Annotated in this window: 15 protein-coding genes and 1 other RNA gene; 10 read left to right on the top strand and 6 right to left on the bottom strand. The window is 55.2% G+C overall.

Annotation, left to right across the window (positions count from 1 at the left end; translation table 11 throughout):
• Positions 1–49: 49 nt before the first annotated feature.
• Positions 50–1,501 carry a protein adenylyltransferase SelO gene (locus OK412_RS09505; RefSeq protein ID WP_010245658.1) on the top strand — a complete coding sequence of 484 codons (1,452 nt, stop codon included), beginning with the start codon at positions 50–52 and terminating at the stop codon, positions 1,499–1,501.
• 7 nt (positions 1,502–1,508) lie between these two features.
• Here OK412_RS09505 and OK412_RS09500 read toward each other — a convergent pair whose 3' ends face one another.
• Positions 1,509–2,555: a 3-deoxy-7-phosphoheptulonate synthase gene (locus OK412_RS09500; protein WP_064704418.1), complete on the bottom strand. Its 1,047-nt coding sequence runs from the start codon at positions 2,553–2,555 to the stop codon at positions 1,509–1,511.
• A 151-nt stretch (positions 2,556–2,706) separates the two neighbouring features.
• The gene (locus tag OK412_RS09495) at positions 2,707–3,534 is read right to left on the bottom strand and encodes a pyruvate, water dikinase regulatory protein (RefSeq protein WP_010245652.1); all 828 of its coding nucleotides are present in this window, start codon (positions 3,532–3,534) and stop codon (positions 2,707–2,709) included.
• A gap of 437 nt (positions 3,535–3,971) precedes the next feature.
• On the opposite strand from OK412_RS09495, the gene ppsA reads away from it, so the two are divergent.
• Positions 3,972–6,356 (top strand): phosphoenolpyruvate synthase, encoded by a 2,385-nt coding sequence (ppsA, locus tag OK412_RS09490; protein WP_264353108.1) that lies wholly within the window; start codon positions 3,972–3,974, stop codon positions 6,354–6,356.
• A gap of 69 nt (positions 6,357–6,425) precedes the next feature.
• Here ppsA and rprA read toward each other — a convergent pair.
• Both rprA and ydiK read right to left on the bottom strand, forming a co-directional pair.
• Positions 6,426–6,533: antisense sRNA RprA (gene rprA, locus OK412_RS09485), an RNA gene on the bottom strand.
• Between the two features lie 292 nt (positions 6,534–6,825).
• Positions 6,826–7,944: an AI-2E family transporter YdiK gene (ydiK, locus tag OK412_RS09480; protein WP_010670033.1), complete on the bottom strand. Its 1,119-nt coding sequence runs from the start codon at positions 7,942–7,944 to the stop codon at positions 6,826–6,828.
• Positions 7,945–8,149: 205 nt separating this feature from the next.
• Between ydiK and OK412_RS09475 the strand changes: the two genes are divergently transcribed.
• The gene (locus tag OK412_RS09475) at positions 8,150–11,203 is read left to right on the top strand and encodes an FAD-binding and (Fe-S)-binding domain-containing protein (protein ID WP_264353107.1); all 3,054 of its coding nucleotides are present in this window, start codon (positions 8,150–8,152) and stop codon (positions 11,201–11,203) included.
• 33 nt (positions 11,204–11,236) lie between these two features.
• On the opposite strand, the gene OK412_RS09470 is transcribed toward OK412_RS09475, so the two are convergent.
• Entirely contained in the window at positions 11,237–11,641 is a 405-nt protein-coding gene (locus tag OK412_RS09470) for a hypothetical protein (RefSeq protein ID WP_010670035.1), read from the bottom strand.
• Positions 11,642–12,029: 388 nt separating this feature from the next.
• On the opposite strand from OK412_RS09470, the gene sufA reads away from it, so the two are divergent.
• Genes sufA through OK412_RS09435 form a run of 7 tightly spaced genes read left to right on the top strand, consistent with a single transcriptional unit; the run spans position 12,030 to position 18,692 of the window.
• The gene (sufA, locus tag OK412_RS09465) at positions 12,030–12,404 is read left to right on the top strand and encodes a Fe-S cluster assembly scaffold SufA (protein WP_010245637.1); all 375 of its coding nucleotides are present in this window, start codon (positions 12,030–12,032) and stop codon (positions 12,402–12,404) included.
• A 7-nt stretch (positions 12,405–12,411) separates the two neighbouring features.
• Positions 12,412–13,905, top strand: coding sequence for a Fe-S cluster assembly protein SufB (gene sufB, locus OK412_RS09460; protein ID WP_010245634.1), 1,494 nt, complete (start codon positions 12,412–12,414; stop codon positions 13,903–13,905).
• Positions 13,906–13,947: 42 nt separating this feature from the next.
• Positions 13,948–14,694: a Fe-S cluster assembly ATPase SufC gene (sufC, locus tag OK412_RS09455; RefSeq protein WP_010245631.1), complete on the top strand. Its 747-nt coding sequence runs from the start codon at positions 13,948–13,950 to the stop codon at positions 14,692–14,694.
• A complete protein-coding gene (gene sufD, locus OK412_RS09450) occupies positions 14,669–15,949 on the top strand; it encodes a Fe-S cluster assembly protein SufD (RefSeq protein ID WP_010245628.1) in 1,281 nt (426 codons plus the stop codon). The genes sufC and sufD overlap by 26 nt, the downstream gene beginning before the upstream one ends.
• Positions 15,949–17,172 carry a cysteine desulfurase SufS gene (gene sufS, locus OK412_RS09445; RefSeq protein ID WP_033779783.1) on the top strand — a complete coding sequence of 408 codons (1,224 nt, stop codon included), beginning with the start codon at positions 15,949–15,951 and terminating at the stop codon, positions 17,170–17,172. Before sufD ends, sufS begins: the two co-directional genes overlap by 1 nt.
• A gap of 21 nt (positions 17,173–17,193) precedes the next feature.
• Positions 17,194–17,610, top strand: coding sequence for a cysteine desulfuration protein SufE (gene sufE / locus OK412_RS09440; RefSeq protein ID WP_010245623.1), 417 nt, complete (start codon positions 17,194–17,196; stop codon positions 17,608–17,610).
• 56 nt (positions 17,611–17,666) lie between these two features.
• Positions 17,667–18,692, top strand: a complete 1,026-nt coding sequence (locus tag OK412_RS09435; protein WP_010670037.1) for a L,D-transpeptidase family protein — start codon at positions 17,667–17,669, stop codon at positions 18,690–18,692.
• Between the two features lie 81 nt (positions 18,693–18,773).
• Here OK412_RS09435 and OK412_RS09430 read toward each other — a convergent pair whose 3' ends face one another.
• The gene (locus OK412_RS09430; protein WP_003853216.1) at positions 18,774–19,010 is read right to left on the bottom strand and encodes a major outer membrane lipoprotein; all 237 of its coding nucleotides are present in this window, start codon (positions 19,008–19,010) and stop codon (positions 18,774–18,776) included.
• Positions 19,011–19,090: the final 80 nt, after the last annotated feature.

The raw sequence follows: 19,090 nt of genomic DNA, 5'->3' as shown, positions 1-19,090 counted from the left end.
CACTAGAGGACTAACCTTAAGTAACGCTGAGCATCGCATGGGAGAAACAATGTCCTCAGGCAAGGCCTCTTTTGACAACACCTGGTTCCGTGAACTTACCGGGTGTTACACCGCGCTGAACCCCACGCCACTTGCAGGCGGACGCCTGCTGTATCATAACGCACCGCTTGCAGCCTCAATGGGGCTGGATAGCGCGCTCTTTGCCGATAAGGGGCATGCCGTCTGGCACGGTGCCGCACTGCTGCCCGGCATGCAGCCGCTGGCGCAGGTCTACAGCGGCCATCAGTTTGGCGTCTGGGCGGGCCAGCTTGGCGACGGGCGCGGCATTCTGCTGGGTGAGCAGCGTCTGGAGGATGGCAGCAAGCTGGACTGGCATCTCAAGGGCGCAGGCCTGACGCCTTATTCCCGCATGGGTGATGGACGTGCCGTGATCCGCTCCAGCGTGCGTGAGTTTCTCGCCTCGGAAGCGCTGCATCATCTGGGCATTCCCACCACGCGTGCGCTGACCCTGTCGATAGGTGATGAACCGGTCTACCGCGAAACAACAGAGCGTGGCGCGATGCTGATGCGCATTTCACCGAGTCATCTGCGTTTCGGTCATTTCGAGCATTTCTTTTACAGCCAGCAGCAGGAGAAAGTGCAGCAACTGGCCGACTACGCCATTCGCCATCACTGGCCGCATCTGGACGCTGAAGCAGACCGCTATCAACAGTGGTTTACCGACATTGTGTTACGCACTGCGCGTCTGATTGCGCTGTGGCAGAGCGTGGGCTTTGCTCATGGAGTGATGAACACGGACAACATGTCGATTCTGGGTCTGACCATCGACTATGGCCCCTTTGGTTTTCTGGATGATTATCAGCCTGACTTCATCTGTAATCACAGCGACTATCAGGGGCGCTACAGCTTTGAAAATCAGCCAATGATCGGCATGTGGAATCTTAACCGGCTGGCACATGCACTGTCGGGTCTGCTGACCACCGAGCAGTTGCGGACGGCACTGAGCGCCTACGAACCTGAACTGATGCGGGTCTGGGGCGAACGGATGCGGGCGAAACTCGGTCTGCTGACACAGCAGAGCAGCGATAATGAGATTCTGACCGATCTGCTGGCACTGATGACGCAGGAGCATAGCGATTACACCCTGACGTTCCGCCTGCTCAGTGAGACGCAACAGGCTGACAGCCGTTCACCGCTGCGGGATGAGTTTATCGATCGTGAGGCGTTTGATAGCTGGTATCAGCGCTACCGCAGCCGTCTGATGGACGAGCAGGTCAGCGATGCAGAACGCCAGGCCGTGATGAAGGCGGCCAATCCGGCGGTGATTCTGCGCAACTATCTGGCGCAGCAGGCGATTGAAGAGGCGGAGCGGGGAGAGCAGGGGGCGCTGGCACGTCTGCATCAGGCGTTACAGCAACCCTTTAGCGATCAGACAGCCGCTGAATATCGTCAGCGGCCGCCAGACTGGGGCAAAACCCTGGAAGTGAGCTGCTCCAGCTGATGCAGACTCAGAGGCGGTGAGAAACCGCCTCGGCCAGCAGGGCGAGCACCTTTTCGCTCTCCTGCCAGCCGAGGCAGGGATCGGTAATCGACTTGCCGTAGACCAGCGGTTCGCCGCTGACGACTTTCTGATTGCCCTCTTCCAGGAAGCTTTCAATCATCACACCAGCAACGGCCTGCGATCCCGCTTTAATCTGTTCTGCCACCTCTGCCGCGACATCCATCTGACGACGATGCTGCTTCAGGCAGTTACCGTGACTGAAGTCGATCACCAGCTGCTGTGGCAGATTAAACGCCGACAGACTTTCGGCTGCGGCGGCGACATCACTGGCATGATAGTTAGGCTGTTTGCCGCCACGCAGGATCACATGACCATGCGGGTTGCCGCTGGTCTGATAGATAGTCATCTGGCCCAGCTTATCGGGCGAAAGGAACATGTGGCTGGCGCGCGCGGCGCGAATCGCATCCACGGCAATCTGTACGTTACCATCGGTGCCGTTTTTAAAGCCGACCGGGCAGGAGAGGGCCGATGCCATTTCGCGGTGGATCTGGCTTTCGGTGGTGCGTGCGCCAATCGCGCCCCAGCTAATCAGATCGGCAATAAACTGGCCGATCACCATATCCAGGAATTCCGTGGCGGTAGGCAGGCCCAGCGCGTTGATATCAATCAGCAGCTGGCGGGCGATGCCTATGCCGCGGTTCACATCGTAGCTCCCATCCAGATCCGGATCGGAGATTAAACCTTTCCAGCCCACTACGGTGCGCGGCTTTTCAAAGTAGGCGCGCATCACAATCTCCAGCCGATCTTCATAGCGGCTGCGTAACGCGTTCAGACGCTCAGCATATTCCAGTGCCGCTTTCGGGTCGTGCAGCGAGCAGGGGCCAATCACCACCAGCAGGCGGGGATCTTCACCCGTCAGAATACGGGCAATACGTTTACGGGCAGCGGTGACATTGTCGGCAATTGCCGGAGAGACAGGATGCTCGGCCGCCAGGCTGGCGGGGGTAATCAGACTACCAATGCGTGCGGTACGCAGTTCGTCGGTTTTGTTCATGGGTTTCTCGAAAACAGTTCTTCGCAGCGGTGAAATACCGGGAAGTGATGGTGGTCACAATAAACCATTAGTCTGCGAATTCAACCCGGAATTTAATAATGAAATCAAAAGCGACGGCAGCGCCGCTTTACAGTTCAGCGCCAGTTACCCATCAGTACATGCGGCGAGTCAGGCCCATAATGTCGAGAATTTTGGTCGCAATCTCCTCCACGGAGTAGTTGGTGCTGTTGAGATAGCGGATCTGATGAGTGCGAAACAGCGCTTCCACTTCGCCCACCTCCAGCCGGCACTGACGCATCGAGGCGTAACGGGTATTTTCCGCCCGCTCCTGACGTATCGCAGCCAGCCGTTCCGGGTCGATGGTCAGCCCGAACAGTTTATTCTGATGCGCGCGCAGCGCGGGCGGGAGTTTAAGGTTATCCATATCGTCGGCAATGAATGGATAGTTGGCGGCGCGAATACCAAACTGCATTGCCAGATAGAGGCTGGTGGGTGTTTTGCCACAGCGCGAGACACCTAACAGAATCACCTGCGCATCTTCCAGCCCGCGCAGCGAGATGCCGTCATCATGCGCCAGGGTGTAATCGATGGCCGCGATACGTGCGTCATATTTACCCAGGTTACTGGCATCCAGTCCATGGGTACGGTGTGCCACCGGCGCGGGCGATAACCCCAGCTCCTGCTGAAGCGGGGCGACCAGCGCCTGGACGATATCCTGACAAAAGCCGTCACTCTGTACGATGATGTCGCGCACTTCCGGCGTCACGATGGAGAAAAAGACCAGCGGCCGGACACCGCTCTGCTGATAGAGCGCGTTAATCTGGGCTTTTACCGCCAGCGCCCGCTGAACATTTTCCACAAACGGCAGCGTCAGGCTGGTGATATTGACCGGAAACTGCGACAGCACCGCATGACCCAGCACTTCAGCCGTAATGGCCGTACCATCGGAGATATAAAAAACGCTTCTGTCAGTTGTCATAACGAAATCAGCCTCAGACAAGAGTGAGCATTCAGCATGGGCCATGCGATTAAATAAATCATCTCTGATTTTAATTTCTGGAATGTCTGTCCGGATTATTTGTCTGTCGTTTCATCACGATACTAAAAATGAAAGGGTGGCTCGTTGAGCCAGCATTCTTTTTAATCCGTCGTTAAGCCGCAAATAGCCACGCAGTTGTTGCGCAACAAAACTGAATGCTTAAGTGGCTGAAAATCTGCCATTTCCTGTGGCATCAATCATTTAGAGAAAAAAGGCGACTTTGCGCAACAGCAAAATAATGCGCTCACAATTCCGAAACTGTGGCTGAAATTCTGCTTTAACGATTCAACAGATCGTTATTGAGAGGGTGATATGCCAGGCTGAAGACAGATTACTCCCTGTGTCCATTCATTGATAATTGATAAAGGATAAGCTCAATGTCCAGTAAAGGCGAACAGCCACTCGTGCTCTGGTATAACCAGCTTGGCATGCATGATGTTGACCGGGTGGGGGGCAAAAATGCCTCTCTGGGTGAAATGATTACTAATCTGTCGTCGCTGGGCGTTTCCGTGCCCAACGGTTTCGCGACCACATCCTACGCCTTTAACCTGTTCCTCGATCAAAGCGGGCTGAATCAGCGCATTTATGCGCTGCTGGATGAGACCGATATTGATGACGTTGATGCACTGGCAAAAGCGGGTAAGCAGATTCGTCAGTGGGTCGTGGAGACACCGTTCCTGCCCGAGCTGGAGTCCGCCATTCTGGACGCCTATAAGCAGCTTTCTGCTGATGATGATGCCGCGTCGTTTGCCGTGCGCTCCTCTGCAACCGCAGAAGATATGCCTGATGCCTCTTTTGCCGGCCAGCAGGAAACCTTCTTGAATGTACAGGGCATCGACGCCGTCATGGTGGCGGTAAAGCATGTCTTCGCCTCGCTGTTTAATGACCGCGCTATCTCCTACCGTGTGCATCAGGGCTATGACCATCGTGGTGTTGCGCTCTCAGCGGGAATACAGCGCATGGTGCGTTCAGACCTGGCCGCCTCGGGTGTGATGTTCACCATTGATACCGAGTCCGGCTTTGATCAGGTGGTCTTTATCACCGCCGCACTGGGGCTGGGGGAAATGGTGGTGCAGGGTGCCGTTAACCCGGATGAGTTCTATGTGCACAAGCCAACCCTGGCAGCCGATCGTCCGTCGATTGTGCGCCGCAATATGGGCTCGAAAAAGGTTCGCATGGTCTATGCCGATTCCCAGGCGCATGGCGAGCAGGTGCGGATCGAAGATGTGCCTGAGGCCGAACGCGACCGTTTCTGCCTGAGCGATGAGGAAGTGCAGGCGCTGGCGAAGCAGGCGGTGCTGATTGAACAGCACTATCAGCGCCCGATGGATATTGAGTGGGCCAAAGATGGGCACACCGGCAAACTGTTTATTGTTCAGGCGCGCCCTGAAACCGTACGTTCAAATGGTCAGGTAATGGAGCGTTATACGCTGCAGGGGCAGGGCAGCGTTGTCGTGGAAGGTCGTGCTATCGGTCATCGTATTGGCGCAGGCGTGGTGAAGGTCATCCACGATATCAGCGAAATGAATCGCATTGAAAAAGGCGATGTGCTGGTGACCGACATGACCGACCCGGACTGGGAACCGATCATGAAAAAGGCGTCAGCGATTGTGACTAACCGTGGCGGACGGACCTGTCATGCGGCGATCATCGCGCGTGAGCTGGGCATTCCGGCAGTGGTGGGCTGTGGTGACGCCACCGACCGGCTGAAAGAGGGGCATAACGTCACTGTCTCATGTGCCGAAGGTGATACCGGCTACGTCTACGATCAACTGCTCGACTTCGACGTCACCAGTTCGCAGGTCGATTCACTGCCTGAACTGCCGCTGAAGATCATGATGAACGTGGGCAACCCCGATCGCGCCTTTGATTTCGCCTGTCTGCCTAACGAAGGCGTGGGTCTGGCGCGGCTGGAATTTATCATTAACCGTATGATCGGCGTCCACCCTAAAGCGCTGCTGGAGTTTGACCAACAGACGCCGGAGCTGCAGCAGCAGATCCGTAAAATGATGAAAGGATTTGATGATCCGGTGGAGTTTTACATCGCTCGCCTGACTGAAGGAATTGCCACGCTTGGCGCCGCTTTTGCGCCGAAACGCGTAATTGTCCGACTTTCTGACTTTAAAACCAATGAATATGCCAACCTGGTGGGTGGAGAACGCTACGAGCCGGAAGAGGAAAACCCGATGCTGGGATTCCGGGGTGCGGGTCGCTATGTCGCTGACAGCTTCCGGGACTGCTTTGCACTGGAGTGCGAAGCGGTGAAACGTGTTCGCAACGAGATGGGCCTGACAAACGTCGAGATTATGGTTCCGTTTGTGCGCACCGTTGAGCAGGCGAAGGCTGTGGTGGAAGAGCTGGGGCGTCAGGGACTGAAGCGCGGCGAGAACGGGCTGAAGATCATTATGATGTGCGAGATCCCGTCAAATGCCCTGCTGGCGGATCAGTTCCTGGAGCACTTCGATGGCTTCTCTATTGGCTCAAACGACATGACTCAGCTGACGCTGGGGCTGGACCGCGACTCTGGCGTCGTCTCCGCGCTGTTTGACGAGCGTAACGAGGCCGTGAAGATGCTGCTTTCAATGGCCATAAGGGCCGCGAAGCAGAAGGGGAAATATGTCGGAATCTGCGGGCAGGGACCGTCAGACCATCAGGATTTCGCCGCATGGCTGATGGAAGAGGGCATCGACAGTCTGTCACTGAACCCGGACACGGTGGTGGAGACCTGGGTGAGTCTGGCGCAGTTAAATAAAACACCCTGATACGGGTTGTTAGCACTCTTCAGGGCCCGCTATGCGGGCCTTTTCTGTTTATATCTGGTCAGATTCAGGCAAAAAAAAAGCCCATCACAGGGGATGGGCAAAGACTACACACAGCAATTCTTTACTCTACTCAGGGGAATGAGATTGTCTGAAAATCATCAGGTTGATTTCGAACATAGGAAACATGTTATTCATACGGCTGGCTGTCGTCTTTAAGAATCCTCTTATTAGTTTAAAGCCAATAATCTTTTGTGACCTTTACTTCGCCATTTGGCTTAAGAAACAGTGCAGAAAGTAATCTTTTTTGGCCCGAAAAGGTCACTTTCAGGCCAAAGGTGGCTTTTTTCTTAAAAATCGCTAATGGAAAACAGAATTTATCTGATCTGAGAGAAGGGGTGCGGTTAATCATCATTAACCGCACTAATCAATGCTTATGGGGGCTAGCGGCGCAGCGGGTTATTGCATCTCATCATACAGCAGGCGGGGTATCATCGTGATCCGCCAGGGCATCAGCCACGGCCAGTTGGTCACTATCCGGGGCAGGCGCTTCATGAACCCAGACGGAAACCAGACGGTAGGAGACCGCCAGAACCACCGGCCCGATAAACAGACCAATCATCCCGAACGCAAACAGTCCACCAATAACACCAGAAAGAATCAGGATCATCGGCAGATCGGCACCCATACGGATCAGCATCGGGCGCAGCACGTTATCCATCGTGCCGACCACACAGCTCCAGACCAGCAGCACCGTTCCCCATGTTGTATCTCCGCTCCAGTAGAGGTAGATAATGGCGGGAACCAGCACCAGTAGCGGGCCGAGCTGTACCAGACAGCAGAGGATCATCAGTACCGTCAACAGCGTGGCGTAAGGAATGCCGGAGATCGCCAGACCGATACCGCCCAGCACGCCCTGCACCAGCGCCGTCACTACTACGCCAAGCGCCACGGCACGAATGGACTGCGCCGCCAGCAGTACGGCGGCATCACCGCGCCGTCCCGCCATGCGGAAAGCAAAGTGACGAATGCCCTGGGCAGCCTGTTCGCCACGCCAGTAAAGCAGCACGCTGAACAGTAACATCACGCCCAGATGGATCATAAAGCGTCCGAAATGACCGGCCTGCGCGACAAAAAAGCCGGTGGTACGGCCGATATAGGGCTGTATTTTCGCCATGACGCCGGCACCGCCGCTCGCCACCAGCGTGTCATAACTGACATAAAGCTTCTTGCCGACCATCGGGACATCGTTGAGCCATAACAGTCGCGGCATCATATGCCCCTGGGTAACCCAGGCAATCACCGGCGCGCTGTTATCAATCAGGCTGCTGACCAGCAGGGCGATAGGGATAATAAACAGCAGCAGCAGCAGCAGTGTCATCACGATCACCGCCAGGGAACGGCGTCCCCATAACAGTCGCTGGAATTTCAGCATCAATGGCCAGGTGGCAATCACCACCATGCTGGCCCAGGCAAAGCCCAGAATAAACGGCTGCACGACCCATAAACAGGCGACAATCAGCAGCAAGATGAACATCAGGGTGAAGAGTATTTGCGGTAAATCCATATCCCGGTACTGGCTTTTCATCATTGACTCATAACCTCGTCTTAATCCTTCATTTTCAGGCATTCGGATGCCCGTTTTTATCATGATCTATTTGCTGAGGTTTAAACAGAGTTGCGGAGAAAGGTTTTTGCCTTTTCTGAAAAAAGGGCAGGCGCAGGAAAAATATGATAAAACGAGAAATCGCTAATCTATAAACGCAAACGTTTACAACACCTTCGGTCAGACAATCATGATCCCACAGATTTCGCAGGCACCGGGCCTCGTTCAACTGGTGCTGACGTTCCTTGAGTCGTTGAAAGAGCAGGGTTTTACCGGTGACATGGCAACCAGCTATGCCGACCGTCTCTCACTCTCCACCGATAACAGCATCTATCAATTGCTGCCCGACGCGGCGCTCTTTCCGCGCTCGACTGCGGATGTTGCGCTGCTCGCCCGCGTGGCCGGAGAAGCGCGCTTTGCCAGTCTGGTATTTACCCCGCGCGGCGGCGGTACCGGCACCAACGGTCAGTCGCTGAATCAGGGGATTGTGGTGGATATGTCGCGCTACATGAACCGTATCCTGGAGATCAATACCGATGAGGGCTGGGTGCGGGTTGAAGCGGGGGTGATCAAAGATCAGCTAAACGCCTGGCTGAAGCCATTCGGCTTTTTCTTCTCGCCGGAGTTATCCACCAGTAACCGTGCCACGCTGGGCGGCATGATTAATACCGATGCGTCCGGCCAGGGCTCACTGGTCTATGGCAAAACCTCGGACCATGTGCTGGGCCTGCGCGCCGTGCTGCTGGGCGGCGATATCCTTGATACGCGTCCAATGGCTACCGCGCTGGCTGAAACCCTGGCGCAGACGGCGACTCCCGAAGGCCGGCTCTATCAGCAGGTGCTGACGCGCTGCCGCGAGCATCGTGCGCTGATTCTGGAAAAGTTTCCAAAGCTGAATCGGTTCCTGACCGGATATGACCTGCGCCATGTCTTCAGCGACGATATGCAAACCATTGACCTGACGCGCCTGCTGTGCGGCGCAGAGGGCACGCTGGCCTTTGTCACGGAAGCGCGGCTTGATATCACGCCGCTGCCTAAAGTGCGCCGACTGGTGAATATCAAATATGACTCCTTTGACTCCGCCCTGCGCAATGCGCCTTTTATGGTGGAAGCGCAGGCGCTCTCGGTAGAGACCGTTGACTCTAAGGTGCTGAACCTGGCGCGCGAAGACATTGTCTGGCACTCAGTTCGCGAATTGATCGCCGATGTACCCGACAAAGAGATGCTGGGCCTGAATATTGTTGAGTTTGCCGGCGACAACGCCGCGCTGATCGATCAGCAGATTGAACAGCTTTGTGGCCGCCTTGACGCATTGATGGCGCAGCAGCAGGGCGGCGTGATTGGCTATCAGTTCTGTAACGACCTGGATGGCATTGAACGCATCTATAACATGCGTAAAAAAGCGGTGGGTCTGTTGGGAAATGCCAAAGGCCGGGCTAAACCGATTCCCTTTGTGGAAGATACCGCGGTTCCACCGGAAAAGCTGGCGGACTACATCGTCGAGTTTCGCGCGCTGCTCGACAGCCACGGGCTGAGCTACGGCATGTTTGGCCATGTCGATGCAGGCGTACTGCATGTGCGTCCGGCGCTGGATATGTGCGATCCGCAGCAGGAGATGATGATGAAGCAGATCTCCGACGAAGTCGTAGCGCTGACAGCGCGCTACGGCGGCCTGCTGTGGGGTGAACATGGCAAAGGGTTTCGAGCCCAGTACAGTCCGGCATTCTTCGGTGAGACGCTGTTTAACGAATTGCGCCGCATCAAAGCGGCCTTTGATCCGCTCAATCGCCTGAATCCGGGCAAGATCTGTACGCCATTCAACAGTAATGATGAAATGATGCAGGTCGATGCGGTGAAGCGCGGAACCTATGATCGTCAGATCCCGTTAACGGTCCGGGATGAATGGCGTGGCGCGATGGAGTGTAACGGCAACGGGTTGTGTTTTAACTTTGATGCCCGCAGCCCGATGTGTCCCTCCATGAAGATCACCCGCAACCGCATTCACTCGCCCAAAGGGCGGGCAACACTGACGCGGGAGTGGCTGCGGCTGCTGGCCGGGCAGGGCGTCGATCCGCTCACCCTGGAAAAGCAGCTGCCTGAAAATCGGCTGTCGCTTCGCACCCTGATTGCCCGTACCCGCAATAGCTGGCACGCCAGCAAAGGGGAGTATGACTTCTCGCACGAGGTGAAAGAGGCGATGTCGGGCTGTCTGGCCTGCAAAGCCTGCTCTACCCAATGTCCGATTAAAATTGACGTGCCCGCTTTCCGCTCGCGCTTCTTACAGCTCTACCACACCCGTTATCTGCGTCCGGTCAGCGATCACCTGGTGGCTGCAGTGGAGGGCTATGCGCCGCTGATGGCAAAAGCACCGAAAGTATTTAACTTCTTCCTGCGCCAGCCGTGGCTGAAAGAGATAAGTAAAACCCATATTGGTATGGTCGATCTGCCGCTGCTTTCGGCCCCTAATCTGAAACAGCAACTCAGTGGTCATCCTGCCATGAACATGACGCTGGAGCAGCTGGAAGGGGTGTCAGCCGCTGAACGCGCAAACTGTGTGCTGGTGGTGCAGGATCCCTTTACCAGCTTCTATGAGGCGCAGCTGGTTAACGATTTTGTCAGGCTGATTGAGAAACTGGGCTACCGGCCCGTGCTCCTGCCATTCTCGCCAAATGGCAAAGCGCAACATGTGAAAGGTTTCCTGCAACGTTTCGCCCGCACGGCGTCCCGCACCGCCGATTTCCTGAATCGGGTGGCAAAACTGGGGTTGCCCATGGTCGGTGTCGATCCGGCCACGGTGCTCTGCTATCGCGATGAGTATCGTCAGACGCTGGGCGAATCACGCGGCGACTTTAACGTCCTGCTGGTACATGAGTGGTTAGAGCGTGCACTGGCAGAGCGTGACGTGCAGGCCACGGGCGGAGAATCCTGGTATCTGTTTGCACACTGCACCGAGGTGACCGCGCTGCCCTCCACCCCGAATCAGTGGCAGGCGATCTTCTCCCGTTTTGGCGCGAAGCTGGAGAACATCAATGTTGGCTGCTGCGGTATGGCAGGCACCTACGGTCACGAAAGTAAAAACCTCGAAAACTCGCTGGGGATCTACGCGCTCTCCTGGCATCCCCAGCTTCAGCGCCTGCCACGCCAGCGCTGCCTGGCCACTGGCTATTCGTGCCGCAGTCAGGTCAAGCGTGTAGAGGGCAACGGAATGCGTCATCCACTTCAGGCATTGTTAGAGCTAATGTAAAAAAATTGTGCGCGACGTCACGCCCTGGCTGGATTAGAATATCCAGCCTGCGTGACGCATGAAGTCACTTTGCAGCGCAGTGGCCTGGTTCCACTCCCCGACCATTGCCAGTTGATGGCAGAGGCGGGTCAGGGACAATCGCGCCAGTTGATAAGCCTGAAGGCGAAACAGGCGATCGCGATCGCTGTTTCCCATCTCCTGCACCAGTCGGTGATGCAGTTTACCCATGGCATGCAGGTAACTCTGGTCGTCACCGTTCAACTGGCAGATTTCTGCCATATCCTGACAGGCATCGTTAAACTGACGTAGCTGATGAATCGTGCAGTCGGCCCGGTCGAGCTTTGCCTGCGCCATATAAAAGTCGACGGTGATATCACGCACCGCAAACTGATATTCGTCGATTTTGTGCTGCAGCCAGGCTGAGACAGAAAGCGTCATAACGCCACCCTGAATGTGAATGATAATAATTATCATATTCAATTGGGCTGTGATTGCAATTGGCGGGCAGAAAAATTTATCGATTTATCCTGCCTGTCGGTATAATCGGAAATAACAATCTGTTTACATCGCAGAAAGGCGTAACCTATCAATAAGCATTTTTATCAAAAATGGTTATTTAAAAAAGAGTGATTTATTAATAGGTTAACACTGGCTTATTTATGCTGACGCGCTCACCACAAGGTGAGCTGAAGAGGCTATGCTTAATAATTAAGCAAATAAAACCGCACAAGATGATTATCCCTGCAAAACAAGAGGTTGAAGTGATTGGTCAGATCACTACCATAGGGGGATAGCCTGAAAAGGTCCGGACTCAAGAGGTATCAACATGGCATCCGTTAATACAGACTCTTTCTCACCCGACGATTTTGTCTGGAAAGGGCTGACGCTGACTGAAACCGCAGCGCAACAAATTCTCAATCTGGCGGCTCAGGACCCCGATGTCAAGGGTCTGCGGCTCGGCGTAAAACAATCCGGCTGCGCCGGTTTTGGTTACGTCATGGATCTGGTGAAAGAGCCAGTCGAGGATGATTTGCAGTTCTCATTCCATGGCGCAACGCTGTTTGTGCCGCTACAGGCGATGCCATTCGTTGATGGCACCGAACTGGACTACGTTCGTGAAGGCCTGAATCAGATTTTTAAATTCAATAACCCTAAAGCTCAGCACGCCTGCGGGTGCGGTGAGAGCTTTGGCGTCGAGTAAGTGAAATATGTCACGACACAGCGAAACATCTGACGATGTACAAATCTGGGAAGGCAAGCTCAACTACAAAGAGGGCTTCTTTACCCAACTGCAAACCGAAGAATTTGCCAACGGCATCAATGAAGATGTGGTGCGGGCGATCTCGGCCAAGCGTAACGAGCCAGAGTGGATGCTGGAGTTTCGTCTTAAAGCGTTTCGTGCCTGGCTTGAAATGGAAGAGCCACACTGGCTGAAAGCGCACTACGAAAAACTCGACTATCAGGATTACAGCTACTACTCCGCGCCTTCCTGCGGCAACTGTGATGACAGCTGCGCATCAGAACCCGGTGCACTGCAGGCTTCAGGCAGCGCGCCAGCCAGCGATTATCTGACACAGGAAGTGGAAAACGCCTTTAATCAGCTGGGTGTCCCGGTGCGTGAAGGCCGTGAAGTGGCGGTTGACGCCATTTTTGACTCCGTTTCGGTGGCGACCACCTATCGCGGCAAGCTGGCGGAGCAGGGGATTATCTTCTGTTCCTTTGGCGAAGCGATCCAGGAGCACCCGGAGCTGGTGAAGCAGTATCTCGGCACGGTTGTTCCGGCGAACGATAACTTCTTTGCGGCGCTGAACTCGGCAGTCGCCTCTGACGGCACCTTCGTTTATATCCCGAAAGGGGTGCGTTGCCCGATGGAGTTGTCGACCTATTTCCGCATCAACGCAGCGAAAACCGGTCAGTTCGAACGCACCATCCTGATTGCCGATGAAGACAGCTACGTCAGCTACATCGAAGGCTGTTCAGCGCCAGTGCGTGACACCTATCAGCTGCACGCGGCCGTGGTGGAAGTCATCATCCACAAAAATGCCGAAGTGAAATATTCGACGGTTCAGAACTGGTTCCCGGGCGGCGAAGGTGAGGGGGGTATCCTGAACTTCGTGACCAAGCGCGCGCTGTGTGAAGGTGACCACAGCAAGATGTCCTGGACACAGTCTGAAACCGGCTCTGCTATCACCTGGAAATACCCAAGCTGCATTCTGCGCGGGGACTATTCAGTGGGTGAATTCTACTCAGTGGCACTGACCAGCGGTCGTCAGCAGGCCGATACCGGCACCAAGATGATCCACATTGGTAAAAACACCAAATCGACCATCATCTCCAAAGGGATTTCGGCCGGTAAAAGTCAGAACACCTATCGCGGGCTGGTGAAAATCATGCCAACCGCGACCAATGCCCGTAACTTTACGCAGTGTGACTCGATGCTGATCGGTCCTGATTGCGGCGCACATACTTTCCCGTATGTGGAGACCCGCAACAATACCGCTCAGCTTGAGCATGAAGCCACGACATCACGTATCGGCGAAGATCAGATGTTCTACTGTCTGCAACGCGGTATCAGTGAAGAAGACGCCATCTCGATGATCGTGAACGGCTTCTGTAAAGACGTATTCTCGGAGTTGCCACTGGAATTTGCTGTGGAAGCCCAGAAATTGTTAGCCATCAGCCTTGAGCACAGTGTGGGCTGATGCCGTCACACGCGTTGCCGGAAGCAATGTGAAGGAATAAGTATGTTAAGCATTAAAGATTTGCAGGTCAGTGTTGAAGATAAAGCCATTCTGCGTGGCCTGAATCTCGAAATTAAACCCGGCGAAGTGCATGCCATCATGGGCCCGAACGGCTCAGGTAAAAGTACCCTGTCAGCGACGCTGGCAGGCCGTGAAGATTATGAAGTAACCGGCGGTTCGGTCAGCTTCAAAGGTAAAGATCTGCTGGAACTGGCCCCTGAAGAGCGCGCCGGTGAAGGCATCTTTATGGCATTCCAGTATCCGGTAGAAATTCCGGGCGTCAGCAACCAGTTCTTTTTGCAGACCTCGGTCAATGCGGTACGCAAATATCGTCAGCAGGAAGAGCTGGATCGCTTCGATTTCCAGGACTTTATTGAAGAGAAAATTGAGCTGCTGAAGATGCCCGCAGATCTGCTGACCCGCTCAGTCAACGTTGGCTTCTCCGGCGGTGAGAAGAAGCGTAACGACATCCTGCAGATGGCGGCGCTGGAGCCAGAACTCTGCATCCTGGATGAGACCGACTCAGGCCTGGATATCGATGCGCTGAAAATTGTTGCGAATGGCGTAAACAGCCTGCGCGACGAGAAGCGTGCCTTTATCATCGTGACCCACTACCAGCGTATTCTGGATTACATCAAGCCAGACTTCGTTCATGTTCTGTATCAGGGCAAAATCGTGAAATCTGGCGACTTCTCGCTGGTGAAACAGCTGGAGGAGCAAGGTTATGGCTGGCTTACCGACGAAGAGTGATTCTGCGCTGCAACAGTGGCATCACCTGTTTGAGTCGCGTGGCGACGTGCGTTCTCTGCAGGCACAGCAGCACTGGCAGCAACTGATGCGCGTTGGCCTGCCAACCCGCAAGCACGAAAACTGGAAGTACACGCCGCTGGACACCTTACTGTCACAGCAGTTTGTACTACCTGACGCGCCGCAGACCCTGAGCGCTGAACAGGTTGATGCACTGGCGCTGCCGCTGGATGCGATCCGTCTGGTCTATGTTGACGGTCAGTTCCAGCCAGCCTTCAGCAGTCGCGACTGCGAACTGTTTGAGGTTCAGCACAGCGTGGCCGCCGAGCGCCGTCCGCTGCCTGCTGCGGTTCAGCCTGAAGTCTTCCTGCATCTGACAGAGAGTCTGGCAGAAGAGGTGACGACCCTGCGTCTGGCACGCGGTAAATCCGCTGCGCGTCCGGTCTATCTGCTGCATATCACCAGCGGTCAGCAGACGGGTATGAACACGGTTCACTATCGTCATCACCTGCAGCTGGAAGAGAGTGCCGAAGCGGAAGTGATTGAGCACTACGTTTCACTGGATGAGCGCGCCCATTTCACCGGCACGCGCTTTACCTTTGCGGTAGGCGACAATGCAAAACTGACGCACACGAAGCTGGCCTTTGAAAGCAGCGCCAGCTATCACTTTGCGCATAACGATCTGGTCATTGGCAACGATGGCCAGGTCAGCAGCACCAGCTTCCTGCTGGGTGCCGGGCTGTCGCGTCACAACACCAGTACCCAGCTGAACGGCGAAAACACCACGCTGGCGATCAACAGCCTGGTGCTGCCAGTGAAACAGGAAGTGGCGGATACCCGTACTTACCTGGAGCACAACAAGGGCTACTGCGTCAGCCGCCAGATGCATAAAACCATCGTGCGTGACAAAGGCCGTGCGGTGTTTAACGGCCACATTAAAGTGGCACAGCATGCGCTGAAGACCGACGGGCAGATGACCAACAACAACCTGTTGCTGGGCAAGCTCTCAGAAGTCGATACCAAACCGCAGCTGGAAATTTATGCGGATGACGTCAAGTGCAGCCACGGTGCCACTATCGGTCGTATTGATGATGAGCAGATGTTCTACCTGCGTTCGCGCGGTATTGAGCAGGATGCTGCACAGACCATGATTATTCATGCGTTTGCCGCAGAACTGACCGAAACACTGGAAAATGAGGTGATGCGTCAGGCCGTGCTGCAGCGTATCGCGCAACGTTTTCCCGGAGGCGACATATGATGAACTTCGATCTCGAACGCGTCAGGGCTGATTTTCCTATCCTGAAGCGTGAGGTCAACGGTCATCCGCTGGCCTATCTTGACAGTGCGGCCAGCGCACAGCGCCCACTCTCGGTGATTAACGCCGAGAGTCATTTCTATCAGCACGGCTATGCGGCCGTGCATCGTGGTATCCATACGCTGAGCCAGCAGGCGACCAGCGACATGGAGAACGTGCGCGATCAGGCTGCCCGTTTTATCAATGCGCAGTCACAGGAAGAGATTGTCTTCGTCAAAGGCACCACCGAAGGCATCAATCTGGTGGCGAACACCTGGGGCAGCAGTAACCTCCAGGCTGGCGATAACCTGATCATCACTGAGATGGAGCATCACGCCAATATCGTTCCATGGCAGATGCTGGCCCAGCGCACCGGCGCAGAAGTGCGTGTCCTGCCATTAAATGACAACGGTGAGCTGGCGCTGGAGCAACTGGCGGGGCTGATCGACAGCCGTACGCGGTTGCTGGCGGTGACGCATGTTTCAAACGTGCTCGGCACGGTTAATCCGGTTAAGGCGATCGTTGCTCAGGCAAAAGCCGCTGGCGTGGTAACGCTGGTGGATGGTGCCCAGGCGGTGATGCATGACAAGGTTGATGTGCAGGATATCGGCTGCGACTTCTACGCCTTCTCCAGCCATAAACTCTATGGACCGAACGGCGTGGGTATTCTCTACGGCCGCAAAGCGCTGCTGGATGAGATGCCACCATGGGAAGGGGGCGGTTCAATGATTGAGCGCGTCATGCTGCCTACCGGCACCACCTGGAACAGTGCGCCGTGGCGCTTTGAAGCGGGTACGCCGAATACCGGCGGTATTATCGGCTTTGGTGCGGCGATGGCCTATGTGCAGGCGCTGGGACTGGATACGATTCATCAGCGCGAGACGGCACTGATGAACTATGCGCTCGATAAACTGGGCACCGTTCCGGATATCCAGATCTACGGTCCGCAGTCACGAGCTGGCGTTATCGCCTTCAATCTCGGTAAACACCACGCCTACGATGTCGGCAGCTTCCTGGATCAATATGGCATTGCCATCCGCACCGGACATCACTGCGCGATGCCGCTGATGCAGCATTACAATGTACCGGCGATGTGCCGTGCCTCCTTCACGTTCTATAACAGTGAAGAGGAAGTGGATCGTCTGGCTGCCGGTTTGACGCGCATTCATCGTCTGCTGGGCGGCTGAACAGTTTTAACGGAGTCACTGATGGCGAATTTGCCTGAAAAAGAGAAACTGGTTCGCAACTTCAACCGTTGCGCTAACTGGGAAGAGAAGTACCTCTACATTATTGAGCTGGGTTCAAAGCTTCCGGAATCTTCTGAAACCTTGCACCAGCCGGAGAACGTGATTTCGGGTTGTCAGAGTCAGGTGTGGATCAGAATGACCCCGCAGGCGGATGGTTCCATTGCGTTTGAAGGCGACAGCGATGCCGCTATTGTTAAAGGTTTGATTGCTATCGTATTTAGCCTCTATCAGAACCTGCCGCCCGCCGATATCCTGGCGCTGGATGTGCGCCACTGGTTTGGCGAACTGGCACTGATGCAGCACCTGACGCCCACCCGGTCGCAGGGGCTGGAGGCGATGATTCGGTCTATTCGCCATACCGCTCAGAACCTCAGCTAAGTTACACTCCACAGACGCCATCCGGCGTCTGTTTTTTTATCTGACGAGAAAATTGCATGAAACCTGCTTTACGTTTAGCCGGTGCATTGCTGCTGACCTGCTTTGGGCTCTCTGCACCCGCGTTCGCCACCGAATATCCGCTGCCACCACCTGACAGTCGCCTGATTGGCGAAAACGTCCTGACTCAGGTTCCTGACAATAAGCAACCTCTGGAAGCGATTGCGGCGCGCTACCAGGTCGGCCTGCTGAGCATGCTGGAGGCAAATCCCGGTACCGATCCCTGGCTGCCCAAAGCGGGCACCCAGCTGACGGTTCCACTGCAGATGATCCTGCCCGATACGCCGCGCGAAGGGATTGTGGTGAATCTGGCCGAGCTGCGTCTCTACTACTATCCCAAAGGGGAGGATAAGGTCATTGTCTATCCCATCGGTATTGGCCAGCTGGGTGCAGCCACGCCAGTGATGGTGACGCAGATCAGCCAGAAGATCCCTAATCCCACCTGGACGCCCACGGCGAACATCCGCAAACGCTACGCCAAAGAGGGCATTACGCTGCCTGGCGTGGTCCCCGCCGGACCGGATAACCCGATGGGGCAGTTTGCCATGCGTCTGGCGCGCGGCACCGGCCAGTATCTGATCCATGGCACTAATGCGAAATTCGGCATCGGCATGCGCGTCAGTTCAGGCTGTATACGTCTGCGTTCAGAAGATATCGAAGCGCTGTTTAACTCAGCCCCGAAAGGGACGCGGGTACAGATCATCAATCAGCCGGTGAAGTACGCTGTAGAGCCGGATGGGAAACGCTACGTGGAAGTGCATCAGCCGCTGTCACGCAACGATAAGGACGATCCACAGACCATGCCGATTGCACTCACTGCCGGAGTGAAGCAGTTTATGAAAAGTGAGAAGAGTGATAGTGCCCTGATTAAAGCCAGCTTAGCGCGACGCTCAGGCATGCCTGTGCTGGTCAGCAGTGGGGAGCCGGTGCAGAGTGATACCGTGCCGCCTGCGGGGCTTGAGAGCGCATCTGTGGGGGCTGATAGCCCGGTGACACAGGCTGAGGGCAACGCGGTTCAGCCCTGAACGGATAAGTGCCTGTGAAGGGCACTGAATTCGGAGCAAAAAAAATGGCGCCATAAAGGCGCCATTTTTAAACCAGAACTCTTACTTACGGTAAGAGTGAGCCTGGTTGTCCAGACGCTGGTTAGCGCGTGCTGCGTCATCTTTAGCAGCCTGAACGTCTGAACGCACTGCGTTCACGTCGTTGCTCAGCTGGTCAACTTTAGCGTTCAGAGTCTGAACGTCTGAAGACAGCTGGTCGATTTTAGCGTTGCTTGAGCAACCAGCCAGCATAGTTGAAGCCAGAACTACCGCGCCCAGTACCAGTTTAGTACGATTCATTATTTATACCCTCTAGATTGAGTTAATCTCCATGTAGCGTTACAAGTATTACACAAAGCTTTTTAAGTTGAGAATAAATT

The organism is Pantoea sp. JV6, from assembly GCF_025910055.1.
Taxonomy (GTDB): domain Bacteria; phylum Pseudomonadota; class Gammaproteobacteria; order Enterobacterales; family Enterobacteriaceae; genus Pantoea; species Pantoea agglomerans.
This window is presented reverse-complemented; position numbering and strand designations above follow the sequence as displayed.